This window comes from Arthrobacter sp. ASL1 (assembly GCF_056680475.1).
This window is the reverse complement of sequence record NZ_CM155284.1, coordinates 401,795-421,886: the sequence shown is the minus strand read 5'-3', so window position 1 is coordinate 421,886 and position 20,092 is coordinate 401,795. Positions and strand designations below refer to the sequence as shown.

Genomic DNA, 20,092 nt, shown 5'->3' with positions numbered 1-20,092 from the left:
GAGGCCACGGTTCCCGAACCGATCGCCGGCGTCCCGGCTGTGGAAGGGTACTCCGGCTAGGAGTATGGCCTTTCATGGATGCATCGAACGAAGAACTGAATGGGCCGGCACAGTCGTCCCTACCCCTCGACTCAGCCGCACCGGCCGAAAGCACCCCCGCCGCCGAGGCCAAGGCCCCTGCCAAACGGGCACCACGCAAGCGTGCCGCGCCCAAGAAGAGTGCCCCGGCCGAGGTCGAGGCAGTCGCCGATGAGGCAGGAACGCCGGCCGACACGGCAACCGAGGAACCGGCCCCGAAGGCGGCCCGCGCACCGCGGACCCGCAAGCCGGCCGTGAAAAAGGCGGCAGCAGTGGAATCGTCCACCGAGCCCACCGTCCCGGACACCGAAGCGTCGGCATCCGCTGTCGAGGTCCCCGCGAAGCCAACCCGTGCACCGCGGGCCCGCAAGAGCACCGCCAAGGCGGCAGCGCCGGCAGCCGAGACCCCCGCCGTCGAGGAAGCATCCGCGGAGACCACCGACGATGCGCCCGAGGCCGCACCGGCCAAGGCCCGCCGCACACGCAAGGCCCCATCCCGCGCCACCGCTGCCGATGAGGCACCCCCGGCCACCGACGCAGCAACGACCCAGGAACCCGAGCCGGCCACGACCGACCCCGCCGAGGCACCGGCCGAAGCCACGGCCAGCGCCGATCCCTTCGCCGTGACCGCCTCCCCGGTCTCCCTGCTCTTCCAGGCTCCCGATCTCTCCGCTGCCGTCCCGGCGACACGCACGGCCGGGGCCACGGGCTCCGACAACGATGGCGAGGGAGACGGCGACGGCGAGGACCAGGGGTCGAGGAACCGCCAGAGCCGCCGCAACCGTTCGCGCCCGCGTGATGAATCACCGGCCCAGGGCGAGGCCGGGCCGGAAGCCGCCGCGGACGCCGACGAGGGCGATGGATCTTCGTCCCGCCGGCGCCGGCGCCGCCGCCGTGGGGACGCGGACCTCGAACTGACCGGCGGCAACGATGACGATCCGCCCAACACGGTGACCCGCGTGCGCGGCCCCCGCGCCGCGGCCGAACCCGCACCGTCCAACAAGGTCACGTCCGTCAAGGGATCCACCCGGCTCGAGGCCAAGCGCCAGCGCCGCCGTGATTCCCGCGATGCCGGTCGCCGCCGCCACGTCATCACCGAGGCCGAGTTCCTGGCCCGCCGCGAATCAGTCGACCGCCAGATGGTGGTCCGCCAGCGCGAGGACCGCATCCAGATCGGCGTCCTCGAGGACGGCGTCATGGCCGAGCACTTCGTTTCCAAGACCCAGCAGGACTCGCTGATCGGCAACGTCTACGTCGGCAAGGTGCAAAACGTGCTGCCGTCCATGGAGGCCGCCTTCATCGACATCGGCCGCGGACGCAATGCCGTGCTCTACGCCGGAGAGGTCAATTGGGACGTCGCCGGGTTGGAAGGCCAACCGCGCCGGATCGAGCACGCGCTCAAGTCCGGGGACGCGGTCCTGGTCCAGGTCACCAAGGACCCGGTCGGACACAAGGGTGCCCGGCTGACCAGCCAAATCTCCCTGCCCGGCCGTTACCTGGTCTACGTGCCCGGCGGCTCGATGACCGGCATCTCCCGCAAGCTGCCCGACGTCGAGCGCAACCGGCTCAAGAAAATCCTCAAGGACCACCTGCCGCAGAACGCCGGCGTCATCGTGCGCACCGCCGCCGAGGGCGCCAGCGAGCAGGAGCTGATGAACGACATCAACCGCCTGCGTGCCCAGTGGGAGGGCATCGAGGCCGCGTCGACATCCACCAAGACGACGCCGCCGGAGCTGCTCTACGCCGAGCCGGACCTGACCATCAAGGTCGTTCGCGACGTCTTCAACGAGGACTTCACCAAGCTCATCGTCTCCGGCGAGGAAGCCTGGGACACCATCGAGGCCTATGTCATGTACGTGGCGCCCGACTTGATCGGCCGGCTGGAGAAGTGGACGTCCGAAACGGACATCTTCGCCTCCCACCGCATCGAGGAGCAGATCCACAAGGCCCTGGAACGCAAGGTCTTCCTGCCCTCCGGCGGCTCGCTGGTCATCGACCGGACCGAGGCCATGACCGTGGTCGACGTGAACACCGGCAAGTTCACCGGCAGCGGCGGCAACCTCGAGGAGACTGTCACCAAGAACAACCTCGAGGCCGCCGAGGAGATCGTTCGGCAGCTGCGCCTGCGCGACATCGGCGGAATCATCGTCATCGACTTCATCGACATGGTTCTCGAGGCCAACCGGGATCTCGTCCTGCGCCGCCTGGTGGAATGCCTGGGCCGCGACCGGACCAAGCACCAGGTCGCCGAGGTCACCTCGCTGGGTCTGGTCCAGATGACGCGCAAGCGCATGGGCACCGGACTGCTCGAGGTCTTCAGCGAGAACTGCGAGGCCTGCAACGGCCGCGGGGTCGTCACCCACGAGGAACCCGTCGAGCACCGGCGCGCCGCGAACGGGCCGGGCGATTCGAACAACCAGAAGCGCAACGACCGCAAGCCGCGCAATGACCGACGCCACGGCAAGAGCGCCGACGCGGACCACGCCACGGAATTCACGGCACCGGAACCGAAACAGCAGGACCCCGAGGCGGAGGCCAAGGCCGAGGCGGCACGTGCGGCCTTTGCCTCGATTGCCGCGGCAGCCCACGCCGCGCACGACCAGGACGGTTCCCCTGCACAGCAGACGGAAGGCGCCGCCGGTATCCCCGCCGCGGACGCACCCTCCGACGCCCAGCATGAGGGCGGATCACGCCGACGTGGACGCGGACGGTCCCGCGGTCGTGGACGCTCGGGGTCCGAGGAGGCATCGCACCAGGACAGCTCCGGTGACGCGCAGGCCGCTGCGGCTCCGGGCGACTCGCGCGGATTCCCCGCCGAGGCCCCGGCGCAGCAGTCTGCACGTCCGACCGAGGCGGCAGTCGGCGAGCCCACCGACGACGGACCGGTGGTGAGCATTGCCGGTGAGCCGGTCAGGCTCCCGCGTGCCCGTCGAAGCCGCCGGGCCACGGCACCGGCGCAGGCTCCGGATCTGACCCTCGAGGCACTCAATGAGGCCTTCGGCGTGGCGCCCGAGCCGGCGCGGCAGCAGGGGTCGTCGGTGGCCTCCGCGGCACCGGCTGCCGCGAAGGTCCAGCAGGCTCCCGTGCAGTCCACGTCGGCACCCGCCACGGCAGCACCTGAGGTCCAGGCCGAGGCGGCCCCCGTGGCCGCTCCGGCGCGCCGCCCCCGGCGCAGCCGGTCCGCGTCCAGCGCCCAGGGTGGAGCCAACATGCCGATCGAGCGCCAGGAGGCACCGTCGTCGTCCTCCTCGGCAGGCACCGCCAGCCATGTCGCCAAACTCGGCACGGGCACCACTGCCGCGAAGGACACCACGGCCCAGGCCCCGGTCATGCTCGGCGTCGGGGTGCCAGCCGACCAGCTGTAACCGGCGTAGGCGGGGGAGCACCCCGTCGCCGGCAGGGCGCGCGGGCGGGTTCCGGATACGCCGGGGCCCGCCCGCCGCGCATGCCGGGAGGCCATGCACGCATGGACCGGTTCGCGGCCGGCAGTTCGCGGCCGCATGCCCGGGCCCCGCAGGCGGTGCCCGCTGTGGCCTGGATCGCATCCTGTCCCCGCAAAGGTCTTGACGACCCGCCGGGAGCAGGTGTATTTGCCCCGGCAGGACGGAATAGCGTAATCTAGATCCTCGGTGCATGCGCCGCTCATCGGATTTTTCCGCTCGGCGTGACAGCACAGCGCTTATCCCCGTTCACTTGAAACGGTGGAACCTGCGCGGTAAGAGTATTAGACGTCGAGAGAAGTGAGTTCCCAAGTGGTGTACGCAATTGTCCGCGCAGGCGGCCGGCAGGAAAAGGTTTCCGTAGGAGACTGGGTCACCCTTGACCGCGTCCCCGAGGCAGCTGGTGGAACCATTGAGCTCCCCGCGCTGCTTCTGGTCGATGGCGACAAGGTCACGTCCGCAGCTGCGGATCTGGCGAAGGTCACCGTGACTGCCGAGGTTCTCGAAAACCTCCGCGGCCCGAAGATCGTCATCCAGAAGTACAAGAACAAGACCGGCTACAAGAAGCGCCAGGGTTTCCGTGCTGCGCTGACCAAGGTCAAGGTCACCTCCATCGCCTAAGGCGTCGGAGACCAGATAACCCACGATTCAAAGGTAGGCACATTCAATGGCACATAAGAAGGGCGCGAGTTCCACTCGCAACGGCCGCGACTCCAACGCTCAGTTCCTGGGCGTGAAGCGCTTCGGCGGCCAGGTCGTTTCCGCCGGCGAGATCATCGTTCGCCAGCGTGGCACGCACTTCCACCCCGGCGCCAACGTCGGCCGCGGTGGCGACGACACCCTGTTCGCACTGGCAGCCGGCTCGGTTGAGTTCGGTACCCGTCGCGGCCGTCGCGTCGTGAACATCGTCGACGCCGGCTAAGCAGGGCGTTACCGCATTTCGCTAGACTGGAGGGTGGGCCGCACGGCCCGCCCTCCAGTCGTCTTTTTACCCCGGCCCCACCACGGGCATCCAATACCGTGGCGGCCACCCAATAGAGGAGTCCCTTCAGTGGCAGCGTTCGTAGACCGCGTAGTCCTAAACGTTTCCGGCGGAAACGGCGGGCACGGTTGCGTGTCGATCCGCCGGGAGAAGTTCAAACCCCTGGGTGGCCCCGACGGCGCCAACGGCGGCAATGGCGGCGATGTGATCATCCGCGTCGACAGCCAGACCACCACGTTGCTTTCCTACCACCACTCCCCGCACCGGCAAGCCGGCAATGGCGAGCCCGGCAAGGGCGACATGCACCCGGGCAAGAACGGCGAGGACCTGGTCCTGCCGGTCCCCGACGGCACGGTCATCAAGAACCGGGCCGGGGACATCCTGGCCGACCTGGTGGGGGAGGGGAGCGAGTACATCGCCGCTTCCGGCGGCCTGGGAGGCCTGGGCAATGCCGCGATCTCCTCGCAGAAGCGCAAGGCGCCCGGCTTTGCCCTGTTGGGCATCCCCGGCGGCGAGCAGGACATCGTCCTGGAACTGAAGTCCGTGGCCGACATCGCCCTGGTCGGGTACCCCTCGGCCGGCAAGTCCAGCCTCATCGCCGCCATGTCGGCTGCCCGGCCGAAGATCGCCGACTATCCGTTCACCACCCTGATCCCGAACCTGGGCGTCGTCGAGAGCGGCGAGGTCCGCTTCACCGTAGCCGACGTCCCCGGCCTCATCCCCGGGGCCAGCGAAGGCAAGGGGCTCGGACACGAGTTCCTGCGCCACGTCGAGCGTTGTGCCGCCCTGGTACACGTGCTGGACTGCGCGTCCCTCGAGTCGGACCGCGACCCCATCAGCGACCTCGAGACCATCGAGGCGGAACTTGCCGCCTACGCCACCGATGCCAGCTTCGCCGGCGCCGACGGTACCGTGGTGCCGCTGAACGACAGGCCCCGGCTGGTGGCGCTGAACAAGACCGACATGCCCGACGGCGCCGAGATGGCAGAGTTCGTCCGGGCCGATCTGGAAGGCCGTGGCTACCAGGTCTTCGAGGTCTCCGCCCTCGCGCGCACCGGCCTGAAGGAACTCGGCTACGCCATGGGCGAGCTGGTGACCGCGGCCCGCAAGGAATCAGCTGCTTCCGTCCAGGCCAGGGTCGAGGTCCCGGTCCTGCGGCCGCGTGCCGTCAACCGGGCGGAATTCACCATCCGCCGGGAGGAGCGCAACCTCGAGCCGCTCTACCGCGTCGAGGGCGAAAAGCCGATCCGCTGGGTCAAGCAGACCGACTTCAGCAACGACGAGGCCGTCGGCTACCTCGCCGACCGCCTGGCCAAGCTGGGTGTCGAGGACAAGCTCTTCAAGGCCGGCGCCAAGCCGGGCGACGCCGTCGTGATCGGCGACGACGACAACGGCGTGGTCTTCGACTGGGAGCCGACCATGGCCGCCGGCGCCGAATTGCTGGGATCGCGCCGCGGTGAAGACGTCCGTTTGGGCGACATGAGCCGTCCGACCCGCGAACAGAAGCGCCAGGAGCACCAGGACCGCAAGGACGCCCGGGCTGCGGCCCGTGCCGACCTCGAGGCCGAACGCAAGGCCGGCGTCTGGACGGAGTCGGTCAACTACAAGAACGAGCGCTCCTCCAAGGACAGCGGGAAGTGACGCGGCAAAACCGCATCCCGTCCTCGATCCGCCGACGTTCACAACTCGCGGAGGCAACGCGCCTGGTCGTCAAGGTCGGGTCCTCCTCCCTGACCACGGTCAACGGCGGCATCTCGGAGGACTCACTGAACGGGCTCGTCAGCGAGCTGTCGAAGGTGCGCAACGGGGGAGTCGAGCTCATCCTCGTCTCCTCCGGGGCCATCGCCGCCGGCATCGCCCCGCTCGGACTGACCCGACGCCCCCGCGACCTGGCGACCCAGCAGGCAGCAGCCAGTGTCGGGCAGGGACTGCTGATGGCCAAGTACACCCAGGCCTTCGGCTCCCACGGCATCACCGTCTCGCAGGTCCTGTTGACCGCCGATGACCTCGTCCGGCGCCAGCAGTACGCCAACGCCTTCCGGGCGCTGGGACGGCTGCTCACCTTGGGTGTGGTCCCGGTCGTCAACGAGAACGACACCGTGGCCACCCACGAGATCCGCTTCGGCGACAACGACCGGCTCGCCGCCCTGGTGGCCCACCTGGTCAAGGCCGACGCGCTCATCCTGCTCTCCGACGTCGATGCCATCTACGACGGCCCGCCCTCCGCCGGGGCCAGCCGCATCCCGCTCGTGGAGACCGTAGCCGACCTCGCGGGCGTCACGATCGGTTCCGTCGGGGCCTCGGGAATCGGCACGGGCGGCATGGTCACCAAGGTCGAGGCCGCGACCATGGCTGCCGAGTCCGGGATCCCCACCCTGGTGACCTCCACCGCCCAGGCGGGCCGGGCACTAGCCGGAGACGACGTCGGAACCTGGTTCTCCGCCCGCGGTGGCCGCCGCCCGCTGCGCATGCTCTGGCTGGCCCACCTCGCCACCACACGCGGAACCCTGGTGCTCGACGCCGGTGCGGTCACCGCGGTCACGTCGGGTTCGCGGTCCCTGCTTCCGGCCGGCATCACCGCTATCCGTGGCGAGTTCGAGGCCGGTGACCCGGTGGAGATCGCCGATACCGGCGGCGTCGTGGTCGCCCGTGGACTGGTCAATTACGCCTCGACCGAATTGCCGGAGATGCTGGGCAGGAGCACCCGCGAGCTTTCGAGCTCCCTTGGCACGCACTATGAGCGGGAAGTCGTCCATGTCGACGATCTTGTCCTGGTTGGACCCCGGGTGCGGGGCAGGAGCCGGTAACTGGCGGTGCCGCGCCGGACCTTGACACGATTGCTCAACAATCGAGCCGCCGTGGGTTCCCGCAGCTAAGCTGGTTGCATGAGCCAGAGCGTCACCGATCCAACCGACACCGCCGCGAACGTCGCCCATGAGGTATCCCTGCGGGCGGACCGATCCCGGACTGCTGCGCGGAAGCTCGCCCGCGCAAACCGGGAGTGGAAGGACCGCGGCTTGTTGGCCATTGCCACCGCCTTGGACGAGGCGCGGGCAGCTGTCCTTGCGGCGAATGCCAAGGACCTGGACCGTGAACGCGCCGCAGGGACCAGCCAAGGCCTCCTGGACCGGCTGAAGCTCGACGATACACGGGTGGACGGGCTGATTGCGGCGCTCCATGAACTCGCGGGCCTCCCTGACCCGGTCGGTACGGTCGAGCGTGGGCAGACCTTGCCCAACGGACTACGGCTGCGCCAGGTGCACGTTCCCATGGGGGTCCTGGGCGCCATTTACGAGGCGCGGCCCAACGTCACGGTCGACATCGCGGGCCTGGCCCTGAAGAGCGGCAATGCGGTGCTGCTGCGCGGCGGATCTGCCGCTGCCGAATCCAACCGGGCGCTGTTGTACCTGATTCGTGACGCGCTGGAATCAGTCGGTTTGCCCGCGGATGCCGTACAGAGCGTGGACGACTTCGGCCGCGCCGGCGCACAGGCCCTCATGGGGGCCCGCGGGAAGGTGGACGTGTTGATACCCCGCGGAGGGCGGTCCCTGATCCAATCCGTGCTGGAAAACGCGAAAGTCCCGGTCATCGAGACCGGCGAGGGCAACGTCCACATCTATCTCGACGCCTCCGCGACCGCCGAGTCGGCGGCGGCGATCCTGCTCAACGCCAAGACCCAGCGCCCCTCGGTCTGCAACACCGTCGAGACCCTGCTGCTCCACTCCGGGGCCGCGGCCTCACGCCACGTCCTGGAAGAACTCGCGAAAGCAGGCGTCACCCTGCACGCCGACCAGCGCGCTCTCGCCTTGGCCGACGGATTGGGCGCGGTACCGGCCACCGAAGACGATTGGGCGAGTGAATACATGTCGCTGGACCTCGCGGTCGCAGTCGTCGATGACCTCGACGAGGCCATAGATCACATTCGTCGTTGGACCACCGGACACACCGAGGCGATCCTCACCAACGACCTGGCCCACGCCGAACGGTTCATCGCGGAGATCGATTCAGCGGCAGTCATCGTCAACGCCTCCACGCGTTTCACCGACGGCGGCCAGCTCGGGCTCGGCGCCGAAGTCGGCATCTCGACCCAGAAGATGCACGCCCGGGGCCCGATGGGATTGCGCGAACTGACGACCACCAAGTGGATTGTCCAAGGAGACGGGCACATCCGTTCGTAGAGACCGCCCCCGGTGGGTAGAATGGTATGCAGACATCAGACGAATACCGGATCGTCCCAGCTGGGGCGGCGCCGGTCGATGACGGGCACAAAGGAGAAACATGCTCACGCAGGTCTTGGGGACAGTACTGGCGAGTGGTGCTGAGGCCGAGGGGGTCAGCAACATGCCGCTCATCGTAGGCGGCGGAATCTTCGCTTTCTTCCTGCTGCTTTTGTTCGTATGCGTGTCATTCACCAATGTCGGCAACCGGCATAATGCGCATGCAGAGGTCGAAGACACGCACAAGCAGTTCTCCAACAAGCACGGCCACCACGATCACTAGCAAGGCAGAGGCGGACGGCTCCGAACGGCCGGTCCGCCTCGGAGTGATGGGCGGGACCTTTGATCCCATCCACCACGGGCACTTGGTGGCTGCCAGCGAGGTGGCCGCCGAATTCGATCTGGATGAAGTCGTCTTCGTCCCCACGGGCAGGCCCTGGCAGAAGGCCGACCGTGAGGTCTCCGATTCCGAGCACCGCTACCTCATGACCGTGGTAGCCACCGCATCGAACCCCCGTTTCACCGTCAGCAGGGTCGACATTGACCGGCCGGGGCCCACGTACACCATCGATACATTGCGGGACCTGCGTCGGCTAAGGCCGAACGCAGAGCTGTTCTTCATCACCGGTGCCGACGCCATGGAACAGATCCTGTCGTGGAAGGACATCGACGAGCTCTGGCGCTTGGCACATTTCGTTGGGGTCACACGGCCCGGGCATGAACTACCGGACCTCGGCCGTCAAGACGTCAGCCTGCTGGAGGTTCCGGCCATGTCGATCTCGTCCACTGCCTGCCGCGACCGGATCAAGGACAACAAACCGGTCTGGTACTTGGTGCCCGACGGTGTGGTTCAGTACATTGCCAAGTACGACTTGTATCACTACGACGGCATCGCCTGAGGGGCGAAGCCGAGAACGGACCACATGAGCGACGATCTGGGGCGCGCACCGACACGGCGCTCCCTCCGTGAGCAACGACGAGCCGGCGAGGTCGCCGATAAGGCCCGCGATCGGGATCCCTCGACGGATGATCTGCCCGCCACGGATGCCGACTCCAGCTCCTCGGACGACACGAACCAACTTGAGCGCGTCTCCAAAGCCAACCGGAGCCGGCGGGCCGCCGACGTGCCCTTCGACATGGTTTCCGAGCGGGCCGAACGAGGTTCCTTGCAACGGGCGCGCGACCGTGAAGCCCTACGCGCCCGGCGTGAGGCAGAGGCCCAGCGCGCCAGCGCCGCGCAAAGCTCCCCTGCCCAGCCTTCCGCAGGGGACGATCCGGCACCGCTGACTCGGCGTCAGCTCCGCCTACAGGCGCTTGCTGCGGCAAGGGCTTCCCGGCCGACACCGCCCGCGACGGGGGAGGTCGAGCCGGCCCAGCCCGTGCACGATACCGAAGGAAATGAGAGTCCACCAACCGGCGGGCAGTTGAGCGTCGAGGAGGCCCTGGAAGCTCGTCGCCAGACCGTCGGTTCCACGCCTGAGAACAAGCCGGCCGTCGAGGACGGGGACGATCTGGAGGTCATTGCCCGCCAACGAGAACTAGCGGCACGGGCAGCAATCATCAGCCGCCGCGTGGCCGAGAGGGAGCGTCTCAAGCAGTCCACCTCCGAACGCAAGCAACAGACCGCGGACCCCTTCACGGGGGCCATGAACCGTCTTCGGCACCAACAAGCCGAACGGGATCTGGCCAATACGGGTATCAACGCCCCCCAAACCAACGGATTCCAGCTCGAAATGCCCGCCACGGCGGGACGTCAGCGTTCTGCGGCGCCCACCAATAGTCGGGACGTTGACGCGAACCTCCCCGGCGTTGCCACCGCGGCAGCATCCGATGCGGATCCGCCTGAACCCGGAACGCAGACCGGTGGCCAGCCCGTCAGCGCCCGTTCCGCCCTGGGTCTGGAACCCCTCGATTACCTGACCGCAGGCGTCCGCCGTGTCAATACCTGGACATTGGCGGTGGTCTCCGCACTGGTCATCGGCGTGGGGGCACTCGTCACAGGGATTGTTTTGATCAGCACCAATTAATTAGCCATCAACTGACCGCCAGCACCATCATCCCAAGGAGCCTCATGGCTGCAACAGACCATTCACTGTCCATCATCCGCGCCGCTGCCCACGCCGCCGCCGACAAGCTCGCCGAAAACCTCGTCGCCTTGGACGTCAGCGAACGACTGGGCATCACCGATGCCTTTCTCATTGCCTCCGCGGAGAGCGAGCGCCAAGTCAACGCCATCGTCGATGGAATCGAAGAAGCGCTGATCGAAAAGTATGATGTGCGTCCCGTGCGACGCGAAGGCCGGGGACTTGGCCGCTGGGTACTTCTGGACTATGTGGACGTCGTCATCCACGTGCAGCACCAGGAAGACCGTGTTTTCTATGCCCTCGACCGCTTGTGGAGCGACTGCCCCGCCATCGAACTCCCAGCCGAGGCGGCCGCATTGGCCGGCAAGGAGACGGTCATCCCCGAATAACCGGGCTGGCTCGATTTGCACGAGCTAATTTCGGTGCCCTATGATGAATGAGTTGTCCACAGGGAAACCTCGCGGGCGGCACCCATTCGGGGGTATGGCGCAGTTGGTAGCGCGTCTGCATGGCATGCAGAAGGTCAGGGGTTCGAATCCCCTTACCTCCACGAATGTAATGTTCCGGGACATCGGTCGAACGATGTCCCGGGACATTTTTCATTAACGAGTCACTTGTTCAGGGCTATGCGGGGGTTATAGGCAGGAATGCGTGTCTGGTCCGGGTGCACCACGTCCGTCCGGTCCATCGCAGTCTGGCCCAGAGCCCTTCCGCAGCGTTAGCGGCTCCTCGTCCAAGCGCGACCCTGTCGCCCCGTCGTACGGCGGGTACCGCCCAGACCCCAGGATGTTAGGCGATGACCGTCACCGGCATGGCGAAGATCAGCATCGCTGGTCGACTTGCCGGGGCCCCCGGTCGGATCCGGATGCTCCATGATCGTCCGGAACGCCGCGCCTGGACGGAGGCCGAACTCCACTACAATGCGGCTCATGCCTGGCGGAGGCACCTTGCCTCGATGGCTGCCCGGTCCGTCAGCGCCGCGTAGCCAGGATGTGGACCCGCGGCGATGACCTGTCCGACCCTGTGCGTGCGCCCCATGCTTCCTCCTAGAAGAGCTGCCGCCAATTGGTTGCCGCCAGGTCCAGCAGCTCGTCGCCGCGGCCCGACAAGACGGTGCGAACCGCGTACAGGGCGAAGCCCTTGGCCTGTTCTGCGGTCACTGCAGGTGGCATGGACAACTCCTGGCGCGCGGACACGACGTCGACCAGCGCAGGACCGTTGTGGGAGAAGGCCTTTTTCAGCGCCGCATCGAGATCGGCGGAATTTTCGACACGGATTCCCAGGACACCGACGGAATTGGCGACATCGGCAAAATTCGGGTTCTCCAGGCCAGTTGCATAATTCACGAACCCGGCGGCCTTCATCTCCAGTTCAACGAAGTTGAGCGACGAGTTGTTGAAGACCACCATCTTGACCGGCAGCTGGGACTGGACGACGGTCAGCAGTTCACCCATCAGCATCGCCAGGCCGCCATCGCCGCACAATGCGATGACTTGGCGGCCGGGGGCGGCCGATTGGACGCCGATGGCCTGGGGGAGGGCGTTGGCCATGCTGCCGTGGGCAAAGGAGCCAATCAGCCGACGTCGCCCATTCATCCGCAGATAGCGGGCGGCCCACATGACGGGGGAGCCGACATCGGGAAGGAACACCGCGTCGTCCGTCGCGAGCTCATCGATTCGACGGGCGATGAATTGTGGATGCAGGGGCGTTCCCTTCCGGGTCTTCGAAGCAAGATCATCCAGTTTTTCGCGGGTCTTTCGGTAGTGCTTCTGTGCGTCCTTGAGATGGGAGCGCCTGGTTTTCCGCTTGAGCAGCGGCTGCAGGGCCTGCGCGGTGTCGCCGACATCTCCAACCAGGCCCACATCGACAGGGGCGCGGCGCCCAAGCTGTTCGCCGCGGATATCCACCTGGATGATGCGAGCGTGGGATGGGAAGAACTGCTGGTAGGGGAAATCGGTGCCAAGCATCAGGAGTGTGTCGGCGTCCTCCATGGCCCGGTAACCAGAGGCAAAACCCAGAAGACCGGTCATGCCCACGTCGAACTCATTGTCGTATTCGAGGTGTTCCTTGCCGCCGAGTGCATGGACGATCGGTGCCCCCAAGGTATCGGCCAGTCCGACGACGGCATCATGCGCTCCCGCGACGCCGGCCCCGGCGAGGATGGTGACCTTGGTTCCGGCATTGAGAAGCCCCGCTGCTTCCTCGAGCTCGTCGCGGCACGGAACGACGACCGGGCGGCTACGCCGTATGTGCGTGATGCGGTTGCTGGCCGCCGGAGCCAGCGCCACGTCGCCGGGTACCACGAGGACGGCAACACCGCGCTTCTCCACCGCCGTCCGCATGGCGATCTCCATCAACCGCGGCATCTGTTCGGGGGAGGAGACCATCTCGGAGTACACGGAGCATTCGCGGAAGAGGTCCTGCGGATGAGTTTCCTGGAAGTAGTTGCTCCCGATTTCCCCGCTGGGGATGTGTGCGGCAATGGCCAGCACGGGTACGCGTGTCCTGTTGGCCTCGTAGAGCCCGTTGATCAGGTGCAGGTTCCCCGGACCACAACTTCCGGCACAGACGCTGAGCTTCCCGGTCAACGCGGCCTCGGCCCCGGCCGCGAAGGCGGCTGCCTCCTCGTGGCGGACATGGGACCACGTGATGGTGCCGTCCTTGCGGAGGGCATCGGTGATGCCGTTCAGGGAATCACCGGGGACCCCGTATATCCGTTGGACGCCATTGGCGCGAAGTGTGGCGATCATGTTCTCTGCGACAGTACTCATGGCCGGTTCTGTTCCTTCCGCTGCGATTAGGCCCACCCTACGCCGGGCGCTATGCGTGCCGTCGGGGCGTCCGGGACGCGACACGCCGTGCCACTGCGACACGCAATCGAATCGCGGCTGTGCACGACGAATTCACAGCCTGTGGATGGACCGTGCCGAAGCCCGGATTCACGCGGGAATCGGGGGCCTGTTTTTCCACAGTGCCTGTGGACTAAATAGCCGGGGAATGACATACTTGTAAGACAACATATAGGGGTTGCTTGCCGCAGCTTCCACTACATGTAGTATTGAAATCTCCGAAGGCACCCCACAGGCCGGAACCGGTAATACCACGATTTCCGCCCTATTCGGCCCGCTTTTGGACCCTGGTCAGCCGGGGCACATATCGAAGAAAACCATCATCTTGTACGAGGGGACCAACGCCATGACCGTCACGGTTTACACCAAGCCAGCATGCGTGCAGTGCAACGCCACCTACCGCGCGCTGGACAAGAAGGGAATTGCCTACCAGAAGGTGGACATCTCCCAGGATCCCGATGCGCTCGAGCGCGTTCGTGCCCTCGGCTACATGCAGGCTCCCGTTGTCATCACCGAGGCCGACCACTGGTCCGGCTTCCGCCCCGACAAGATCGAGGAACTGTCCGAGCTCGTCTCGAACGTCGCCTAAAGCACCACCCATCACCACCAACTGGAGGCCGGCATGATGTCCGCCGACACTGTGGTGGCGACCCACGGGTCTCCGGTCGCCACCACGCGCACTTCCCTGATCTACTTCTCGTCCGCTTCCGGCTACACGAAGCGGTTCGTCGAAAAGCTGGGAGTCGACGCGGCGCGCATCCCCCTCCATGCCAGGGACCCCGAGTTGCTGGCCACCGAACCGTACGTCCTTGTCCTCCCCACCTATGGTGGGGAAAAGGGCGAACGGTCGATTCTCCCGCAGGTCATCCGCTTCCTCAACAACGAGGCCAACCGGATCCTGCTGCGCGGCGTCATCGGCGCCGGCAATACGAACTTTGGAACCACGTACTGCCTGGCGGCAGACAAGATCTCCGCCAAGTGCAAGGTTCCGGTACTTTATCGTTTCGAACTCATGGGCACGTCGGAAGACGTCGCCCGCGTACGTCAAGGATTGGAAGAGTTTTGGACACCACCGTCGCAGAGCCAACCGTGAAGGCCGAGTCCCACGAGGTCCCCGAGTCCTTCAAGGGGCTGGGATACCACGAGCTGAACGCCATGCTCAACCTCTATGACCGGGAGGGGAAGATCCAGTTCGAGGCCGACCAAGCGGCGGCCCGGCAGTACTTCCTGCAGCACGTGAACACCAACACGGTCTTCTTCCACGATCTGGACGAGAAGCTCGAGTACCTGATCAAGCACGAGTACTACGAGCGCGAGACCCTCGACCAGTACACGATGAACTTCGTGCGCGATCTCTACTCGCGCGCCTACAAGAAGAAGTTCCGTTTCGAGACCTTCCTGGGCGCCTTCAAGTTCTACACCTCGTACACCTTGAAGACCTTCGACGGGAACCGCTTCCTGGAACGCTACGAGGACCGCGTGTGCATGGTGGCCCTGCACCTGGCCCGCGGCGACGAGGAACTGGCCTCGCAGCTGGTCGACGAGATCATCGACGGCCGCTTCCAGCCGGCCACCCCGACGTTCCTCAATGCCGGCAAGGCCCAGCGCGGGGAGCTCGTCTCCTGCTTCCTGCTGCGCGTCGAGGACAACATGGAGTCGATCGCCCGTGGCATCAACTCCTCGCTGCAGCTCTCCAAGCGCGGTGGCGGCGTCGCCCTGTCGCTGACCAACATCCGCGAGCACGGGGCGCCGATCAAGCAGATCGAGAACCAGTCCTCCGGCGTCATCCCCGTGATGAAGCTCCTCGAGGACAGCTTCTCCTACGCCAACCAGCTCGGTGCGCGCCAGGGTGCCGGTGCGGTCTACCTGCATGCCCACCACCCGGACATCTACCGCTTCCTGGACACCAAGCGCGAGAACGCGGACGAGAAGATCCGCATCAAGACCCTCTCCCTGGGCGTCGTCGTCCCGGACATCACGTTCGAACTGGCGCGCACGAACGAGGACATGTACCTCTTCTCGCCCTACGACGTCGAACGCGTCTACGGCATGCCTTTCTCCGACGTCTCCGTGACCGAGAAGTACTACGAGATGGTCGACGATTCCCGGATCAAGAAGACCAAGATCAATGCCCGCGAGTTCTTCCAGACCCTGGCGGAGATCCAGTTCGAGTCCGGCTACCCATACGTCATGTTCGAGGACACCGTGAACCGGGCCAACCCGATCAAGGGCAAGGTCACCATGAGCAACCTCTGCTCGGAGATCCTGCAGGTGTCGTCCCCCTCGACCTACAAGGACGACCTGGGCTACGACGTCGTCGGCAAGGACATCTCCTGCAACCTGGGCTCGATGAACATCGCCAAGGCGATGGATTCCCCGGATTTCGGCGCCTCGGTCGAGACGGCCATCCGCGCGCTCTCGGCCGTGTCCGACATGTCCTACATCAGCTCGGTTCCCTCCATTGCCGAAGGCAACCAGCAGTCGCACGCCATCGGCTTGGGGCAGATGAACCTGCACGGCTACCTGGCCCGCGAGCGCGTCCACTACGGCTCCGAGGAGGGCCTCGACTTCACGAACATCTACTTCTACACGGTGGTGTTCCATGCCCTGCGGTCCTCGAACAAGCTGGCCATGGAGAAGGGCGAGACCTTCGGCGGATTCGAGGATTCGAAGTACGCTTCCGGCGAGTTCTTCGACAAGTACACGGAGGCCGAGTGGGTCCCGCAGACCGAAAAGGTCCGCGAGCTCTTCGCCAACACCCCCATTCCGACCCAGCAGGACTGGCTGGAGCTGAAGGCCTCCGTCATGGAGCACGGCATCTACAACCAGAACCTGCAGGCCGTTCCGCCGACCGGCTCGATCTCCTACATCAACAACTCGACCTCCTCGATCCACCCGGTGGCCGCGAAGATCGAGATCCGCAAGGAAGGCAAGCTGGGCCGTGTCTACTACCCGGCCCCGTACCTGACCAACGACAACCTGGACTACTACCAGGACGCGTACGAAATCGGCTACGAGAAGATCATCGACACCTACGCGGTCGCCACCCAGCATGTCGACCAGGGCCTGTCGCTGACGTTGTTCTTCAAGGACACCGCCACGACCCGCGACATCAACAAGGCGCAGATCTACGCGTGGCGCAAGGGCATCAAGACGCTCTACTACATCAGGCTCCGCCAGCTCGCGCTGGAGGGGACCGAGGTGGAGGGCTGCGTTTCCTGCGCTCTTTAGTAGCAGGCATTGTATTAAATTAGTCCGGACCTCACGGGGCAGGACAGGGGAGTACGACGGCGGGCGAGCTCCCGCCGTCGTACTCCCATCCCACCAGCAAAAGGGCACAGCCCACCAGAAAGTCAGGGGATGAAATGACCGACCAGGTCAAGCTGCACGGCCACGTCGAGGCCATCAACTGGAACCGCATCCAGGACGAGAAGGACGTGGAGGTGTGGAACCGCCTTGTGAACAACTTCTGGCTGCCGGAGAAGATCCCACTGTCCAACGACGTCCAGTCCTGGAACACGCTCACCGCCGACGAGCAGCTGCTCACCATGCGTGTGTTCACCGGCCTGACCCTGCTGGACACCCTGCAGGGCACCGTCGGCGCCGTGTCCCTGATCCCCGATGCGATCACCCCACACGAGGAGGCCGTCTACACGAACATCGCGTTCATGGAGTCGGTGCACGCCAAGAGCTACTCCTCGATCTTCTCCACGCTGGCCCCGACGAAGGACATCGACGAGGCGTTCCGCTGGTCCACCGAGAACGTGAACCTGCAGAAGAAGGCCTCGATCATCGAGTCCTACTACCACGGCGAGGATCCGCTCAAGCGCAAGATCGCCTCCACGCTGCTGGAGTCGTTCCTGTTCTACTCGGGCTTCTACCTGCCGATGTACTGGTCCTCGCGGGCCAAGCTGACCAACACCGCCGACCTGATCCGGCTGATCATCCGCGACGAGGCAGTCCATGGCTACTACATCGGCTACAAGTACCAGAAGGGCCTGGAGGGCCTGTCCGAGGAGCGCAAGACCGAGCTGAAGGACTACACCTTCGAGCTGCTCTTCGAGCTCTACGAGAACGAGGTCCAGTACACCCACGACCTGTACGACAGCGTGGGCCTGAGCGAGGACGTCAAGAAGTTCCTGCACTACAACGCCAACAAGGCGCTGATGAACCTGGGCTACGAGGCCATGTTCCCCTCGTCGGTCACCGACGTGAACCCGGCAATCCTGTCGGCGCTGAGCCCGAACGCCGACGAGAACCACGACTTCTTCTCCGGATCGGGATCCTCGTACGTGATCGGCAAGGCCGTGAACACCGAGGACGAGGACTGGGCCTTCTAGACCCCGGAATGCCACCCGCGAGCATTGCCGCGGAACGGGCTGCCGTGGAGGGCCGTCGGAGGGTATCCGGCAGTGCTCCACGGCAGCCCTTTTGCACCGTCTTGCTAGTGCGAGGCGCCAGACCCCGAACGGCGAACGTCGCGCAGCGCCGGGCCGCTTCGAGGTCCCTTACTTGCTGGCGGACCTCGAAGCGGCCCGAAGCGTGCGGAGCTTGACGACCAGGATGAAGAACAATCCCACTCGGTGAACTCAGATCGCCTTGTTCCGCTGGGCAGCAAGCCGAATCGGCGCATTCGCCCCGCCGTACCCGTCGTACCCGGAGCGTCGTTCGACTACTTCGAAGAACACGTCTCCGATCGTGCGCGTGTAGAAATGGATGAATTCCCCGTCACCATCGCGGTCGTAGAGCAAATCGAGCTCCCGGAGCGATGCCAACAGTTCGGCGGAGAGCCCGAAGCGGGCACCCAGGTCGTCATAGTAGTTGGCGGGGATGCGCAGGTGGTCGATCCCGCGCTCCCGTGAACTGCGGGCGACGGCGAACACGTCATCGGTTCGAACGGCGACGTGCCGCGCGGGCGGAGCCGCCGTGGGTGGTGCCAAGTTGATGGGCATCCGCACGATGCCGTCCGTTGTGCGCATCACCTGGCTGCGGATAAGCCCGCGCGGACCGGGAACGTCGGACGGCGGCTCCGCATCCAGCGACAGCACGCTCGACATGAAAAGCACCGCCTCATCGAAGTACTGCCACGCGTATGCCAGGTTGATGTGGTCGATCTCCCCGACCAGGCCACCTATGGAGCCGGTACCGCCGTCGAACTCCTGCAGCCAAGACGAATCTGCTGGCTGCGAATTCCAAAACATCTGCGTCCCATCGGGTGCGGCAACGCCGCGGAGATCCTGTTCGCCTTCATAGGTGCGGCGGAATACCCTCGCCGAGCCCAGCGCCACGGCGCGATCCACTGCAGCCGCGCCGTCCGCCACCTGCAACCCGATTCCGGACAGCACCGGTTCATTATTGCGCGTCTGCTCATTGAGGATGATGCGCGCGGCGCCCGCACTCCACAGCCGCACCGGCTTCGTCCGGTGCCGGCCCCCGAATGCAAAGCCGAGCTGCGCGAGCAGTTCATCGACTTCGGACAGATCCACTCCGGAAATCTCGACGAAATCGAGCCCACTGGCCGGATGTGGATCCCCAAGCCGCCCGTCCTCCCAGCCATTGGCCGCCGCAGTACGATCAGCCAACCACACCAACGACCGCTGCGCGTGCGCGGCGGTCCGCATCGTATCGGTCTGCCGGAACGTATCGTTGAATACCTCCAACGACCACGGGCCCGTATAGTCCGCCCGCAGCACGTGGGTCATAAACTTCCGCAGGTCGAAGTTGCCTTCGCCGGGGAAAAGGCGATGGTGGCGGCTCCACGAGAGCACATCCATGCTGAGAGCAGGGGCATCCGCCAACTGCAGGAAGAAAATCTTGTCCCCGTCGATCTCCTCGATGCCCGCCGGATCGTGGCCGCGGGACAGGATGTGGAAGCTATCCAGGCACACGCCTAGATTCGGCCGGTCAGCACGCTTGACGATCTGCCATGCGCGCCGGTAGTCGTCGACATACCTGCCCCAGGCCAGTGCCTCATAAGCGAGCCGGATGCCGTGCGCCGCCGCCCGGTCTGCCAACTCCCCGAGTTGCCTCGCAGCGAGCTCATCATCGTCGATCGTCGCCGAGCCAACGTTGCTGCACACCAGCATCAGGTCCGTTCCCAACCGATTCATCAGCTGGAATTTTGCCTCGGCCCGGCGCACTGTGCTGGCGAACAGCTCCTCTGCGACGCCTTCGACGTCTCGGAACGGCTGGAACATGTCGATCCGCAACCCGAGCCGGTCACAGAGTGCCCGGATCTCCTCCGGTGATTCCTCCGCGGCGATTAGGTCGGCGTCCATGATCTCGACCCCGTCGAAGCCCGCCGCCGCGCAGGCGTGGAGCTTTCCGACGAGTCCACCGGAGAGGCATACGGTCGCTATTGACGTGCGCATAAGAGTGAACGTACCAGTTTGTACATTATTTTCCCAGAGGCATTGCGCAATGAATGTACCAACCAGTACAT

At 65.6% G+C, this 20,092-nt stretch carries 17 protein-coding genes and 1 tRNA gene; 16 read left to right on the top strand and 2 right to left on the bottom strand.

From position 1 onward, the window contains the following. Positions 1-74: 74 nt before the first annotated feature. The 12 genes from AC1MEQ_RS01925 to AC1MEQ_RS01870 all read left to right on the top strand — a co-directional run bounded on the left by AC1MEQ_RS01925 (position 75) and on the right by AC1MEQ_RS01870 (position 11,786). Entirely contained in the window at positions 75-3,443 is a 3,369-nt protein-coding gene (locus tag AC1MEQ_RS01925) for an Rne/Rng family ribonuclease (protein ID WP_479793469.1), read from the top strand. Between the two features lie 387 nt (positions 3,444-3,830). Next, entirely contained in the window at positions 3,831-4,139 is a 309-nt protein-coding gene (rplU, locus tag AC1MEQ_RS01920) for a 50S ribosomal protein L21 (RefSeq protein ID WP_343900944.1), read from the top strand. A gap of 46 nt (positions 4,140-4,185) precedes the next feature. Beyond that, on the top strand, positions 4,186-4,440 hold the full coding sequence (rpmA, locus tag AC1MEQ_RS01915) for a 50S ribosomal protein L27 (RefSeq protein WP_479793467.1): 255 nt from the start codon (positions 4,186-4,188) through the stop codon (positions 4,438-4,440). Positions 4,441-4,569: 129 nt separating this feature from the next. Then, positions 4,570-6,141: a GTPase ObgE gene (obgE, locus tag AC1MEQ_RS01910; protein ID WP_479793465.1), complete on the top strand. Its 1,572-nt coding sequence runs from the start codon at positions 4,570-4,572 to the stop codon at positions 6,139-6,141. Further along, a complete protein-coding gene (proB, locus tag AC1MEQ_RS01905; RefSeq protein WP_479793463.1) occupies positions 6,138-7,307 on the top strand; it encodes a glutamate 5-kinase in 1,170 nt (389 codons plus the stop codon). Before obgE ends, proB begins: the two co-directional genes overlap by 4 nt. 78 nt (positions 7,308-7,385) lie before the next feature. After that, positions 7,386-8,678: a glutamate-5-semialdehyde dehydrogenase gene (locus AC1MEQ_RS01900; protein ID WP_479793461.1), complete on the top strand. Its 1,293-nt coding sequence runs from the start codon at positions 7,386-7,388 to the stop codon at positions 8,676-8,678. Positions 8,679-8,778: 100 nt separating this feature from the next. Then, on the top strand, positions 8,779-9,000 hold the full coding sequence (locus AC1MEQ_RS01895; RefSeq protein WP_479793459.1) for a hypothetical protein: 222 nt from the start codon (positions 8,779-8,781) through the stop codon (positions 8,998-9,000). A gap of 46 nt (positions 9,001-9,046) precedes the next feature. After that, complete coding sequence (nadD, locus tag AC1MEQ_RS01890; RefSeq protein ID WP_479793457.1) at positions 9,047-9,616, top strand: nicotinate-nucleotide adenylyltransferase; 570 nt, start codon at positions 9,047-9,049, stop codon at positions 9,614-9,616. A gap of 24 nt (positions 9,617-9,640) precedes the next feature. Then, positions 9,641-10,744, top strand: a complete 1,104-nt coding sequence (locus tag AC1MEQ_RS01885; RefSeq protein WP_479793456.1) for a hypothetical protein — start codon at positions 9,641-9,643, stop codon at positions 10,742-10,744. 44 nt (positions 10,745-10,788) lie between these two features. Next, positions 10,789-11,190: a ribosome silencing factor gene (gene rsfS / locus AC1MEQ_RS01880; RefSeq protein ID WP_479793454.1), complete on the top strand. Its 402-nt coding sequence runs from the start codon at positions 10,789-10,791 to the stop codon at positions 11,188-11,190. A gap of 88 nt (positions 11,191-11,278) precedes the next feature. Continuing rightward, positions 11,279-11,351: transfer RNA gene (locus tag AC1MEQ_RS01875), tRNA-Ala, on the top strand. 246 nt (positions 11,352-11,597) lie between these two features. Beyond that, on the top strand, positions 11,598-11,786 hold the full coding sequence (locus AC1MEQ_RS01870; protein WP_479793453.1) for a hypothetical protein: 189 nt from the start codon (positions 11,598-11,600) through the stop codon (positions 11,784-11,786). Between the two features lie 61 nt (positions 11,787-11,847). Here the strand turns inward: AC1MEQ_RS01870 and poxB are convergent, their stop codons facing one another. Further along, a complete protein-coding gene (gene poxB / locus AC1MEQ_RS01865) occupies positions 11,848-13,572 on the bottom strand; it encodes a ubiquinone-dependent pyruvate dehydrogenase (RefSeq protein WP_479793452.1) in 1,725 nt (574 codons plus the stop codon). Between the two features lie 424 nt (positions 13,573-13,996). On the opposite strand from poxB, the gene nrdH reads away from it, so the two are divergent. From nrdH to nrdF, 4 genes are all read left to right on the top strand, one after another. Next, positions 13,997-14,239: a glutaredoxin-like protein NrdH gene (gene nrdH / locus AC1MEQ_RS01860; RefSeq protein WP_479793451.1), complete on the top strand. Its 243-nt coding sequence runs from the start codon at positions 13,997-13,999 to the stop codon at positions 14,237-14,239. A 33-nt stretch (positions 14,240-14,272) separates the two neighbouring features. Further along, a complete protein-coding gene (gene nrdI / locus AC1MEQ_RS01855; protein ID WP_479793450.1) occupies positions 14,273-14,743 on the top strand; it encodes a class Ib ribonucleoside-diphosphate reductase assembly flavoprotein NrdI in 471 nt (156 codons plus the stop codon). A gap of 62 nt (positions 14,744-14,805) precedes the next feature. Then, positions 14,806-16,881, top strand: coding sequence for a class 1b ribonucleoside-diphosphate reductase subunit alpha (gene nrdE / locus AC1MEQ_RS01850; RefSeq protein ID WP_479796009.1), 2,076 nt, complete (start codon positions 14,806-14,808; stop codon positions 16,879-16,881). A gap of 134 nt (positions 16,882-17,015) precedes the next feature. Further along, the gene (nrdF, locus tag AC1MEQ_RS01845) at positions 17,016-17,990 is read left to right on the top strand and encodes a class 1b ribonucleoside-diphosphate reductase subunit beta (RefSeq protein ID WP_479793449.1); all 975 of its coding nucleotides are present in this window, start codon (positions 17,016-17,018) and stop codon (positions 17,988-17,990) included. 249 nt (positions 17,991-18,239) lie between these two features. Here nrdF and AC1MEQ_RS01840 read toward each other — a convergent pair whose 3' ends face one another. Further along, positions 18,240-20,021, bottom strand: coding sequence for a bifunctional sugar phosphate isomerase/epimerase/4-hydroxyphenylpyruvate dioxygenase family protein (locus tag AC1MEQ_RS01840; protein ID WP_479793447.1), 1,782 nt, complete (start codon positions 20,019-20,021; stop codon positions 18,240-18,242). Between the last annotated feature and the right edge of the window lie 71 nt (positions 20,022-20,092).

Coding starts and splice junctions, on each gene's coding strand:
- nadD (WP_479793457.1), top strand. CDS start 9,047: ATGGGCGGGACCTTTGATCCCATCCACCACGGGCACTTGGTGGCTGCC.
- rsfS (WP_479793454.1), top strand. CDS start 10,789: ATGGCTGCAACAGACCATTCACTGTCCATCATCCGCGCCGCTGCCCAC.
- AC1MEQ_RS01840 (WP_479793447.1), bottom strand. CDS start 20,021: ATGCGCACGTCAATAGCGACCGTATGCCTCTCCGGTGGACTCGTCGGA.
- nrdF (WP_479793449.1), top strand. CDS start 17,016: ATGACCGACCAGGTCAAGCTGCACGGCCACGTCGAGGCCATCAACTGG.
- nrdI (WP_479793450.1), top strand. CDS start 14,273: ATGATGTCCGCCGACACTGTGGTGGCGACCCACGGGTCTCCGGTCGCC.
- AC1MEQ_RS01870 (WP_479793453.1), top strand. CDS start 11,598: ATGACCGTCACCGGCATGGCGAAGATCAGCATCGCTGGTCGACTTGCC.
- AC1MEQ_RS01925 (WP_479793469.1), top strand. CDS start 75: ATGGATGCATCGAACGAAGAACTGAATGGGCCGGCACAGTCGTCCCTA.
- rpmA (WP_479793467.1), top strand. CDS start 4,186: ATGGCACATAAGAAGGGCGCGAGTTCCACTCGCAACGGCCGCGACTCC.
- nrdE (WP_479796009.1), top strand. CDS start 14,806: ATGCTCAACCTCTATGACCGGGAGGGGAAGATCCAGTTCGAGGCCGAC.
- poxB (WP_479793452.1), bottom strand. CDS start 13,572: ATGAGTACTGTCGCAGAGAACATGATCGCCACACTTCGCGCCAATGGC.
- AC1MEQ_RS01895 (WP_479793459.1), top strand. CDS start 8,779: ATGCTCACGCAGGTCTTGGGGACAGTACTGGCGAGTGGTGCTGAGGCC.
- AC1MEQ_RS01885 (WP_479793456.1), top strand. CDS start 9,641: ATGAGCGACGATCTGGGGCGCGCACCGACACGGCGCTCCCTCCGTGAG.
- AC1MEQ_RS01900 (WP_479793461.1), top strand. CDS start 7,386: ATGAGCCAGAGCGTCACCGATCCAACCGACACCGCCGCGAACGTCGCC.
- nrdH (WP_479793451.1), top strand. CDS start 13,997: ATGACCGTCACGGTTTACACCAAGCCAGCATGCGTGCAGTGCAACGCC.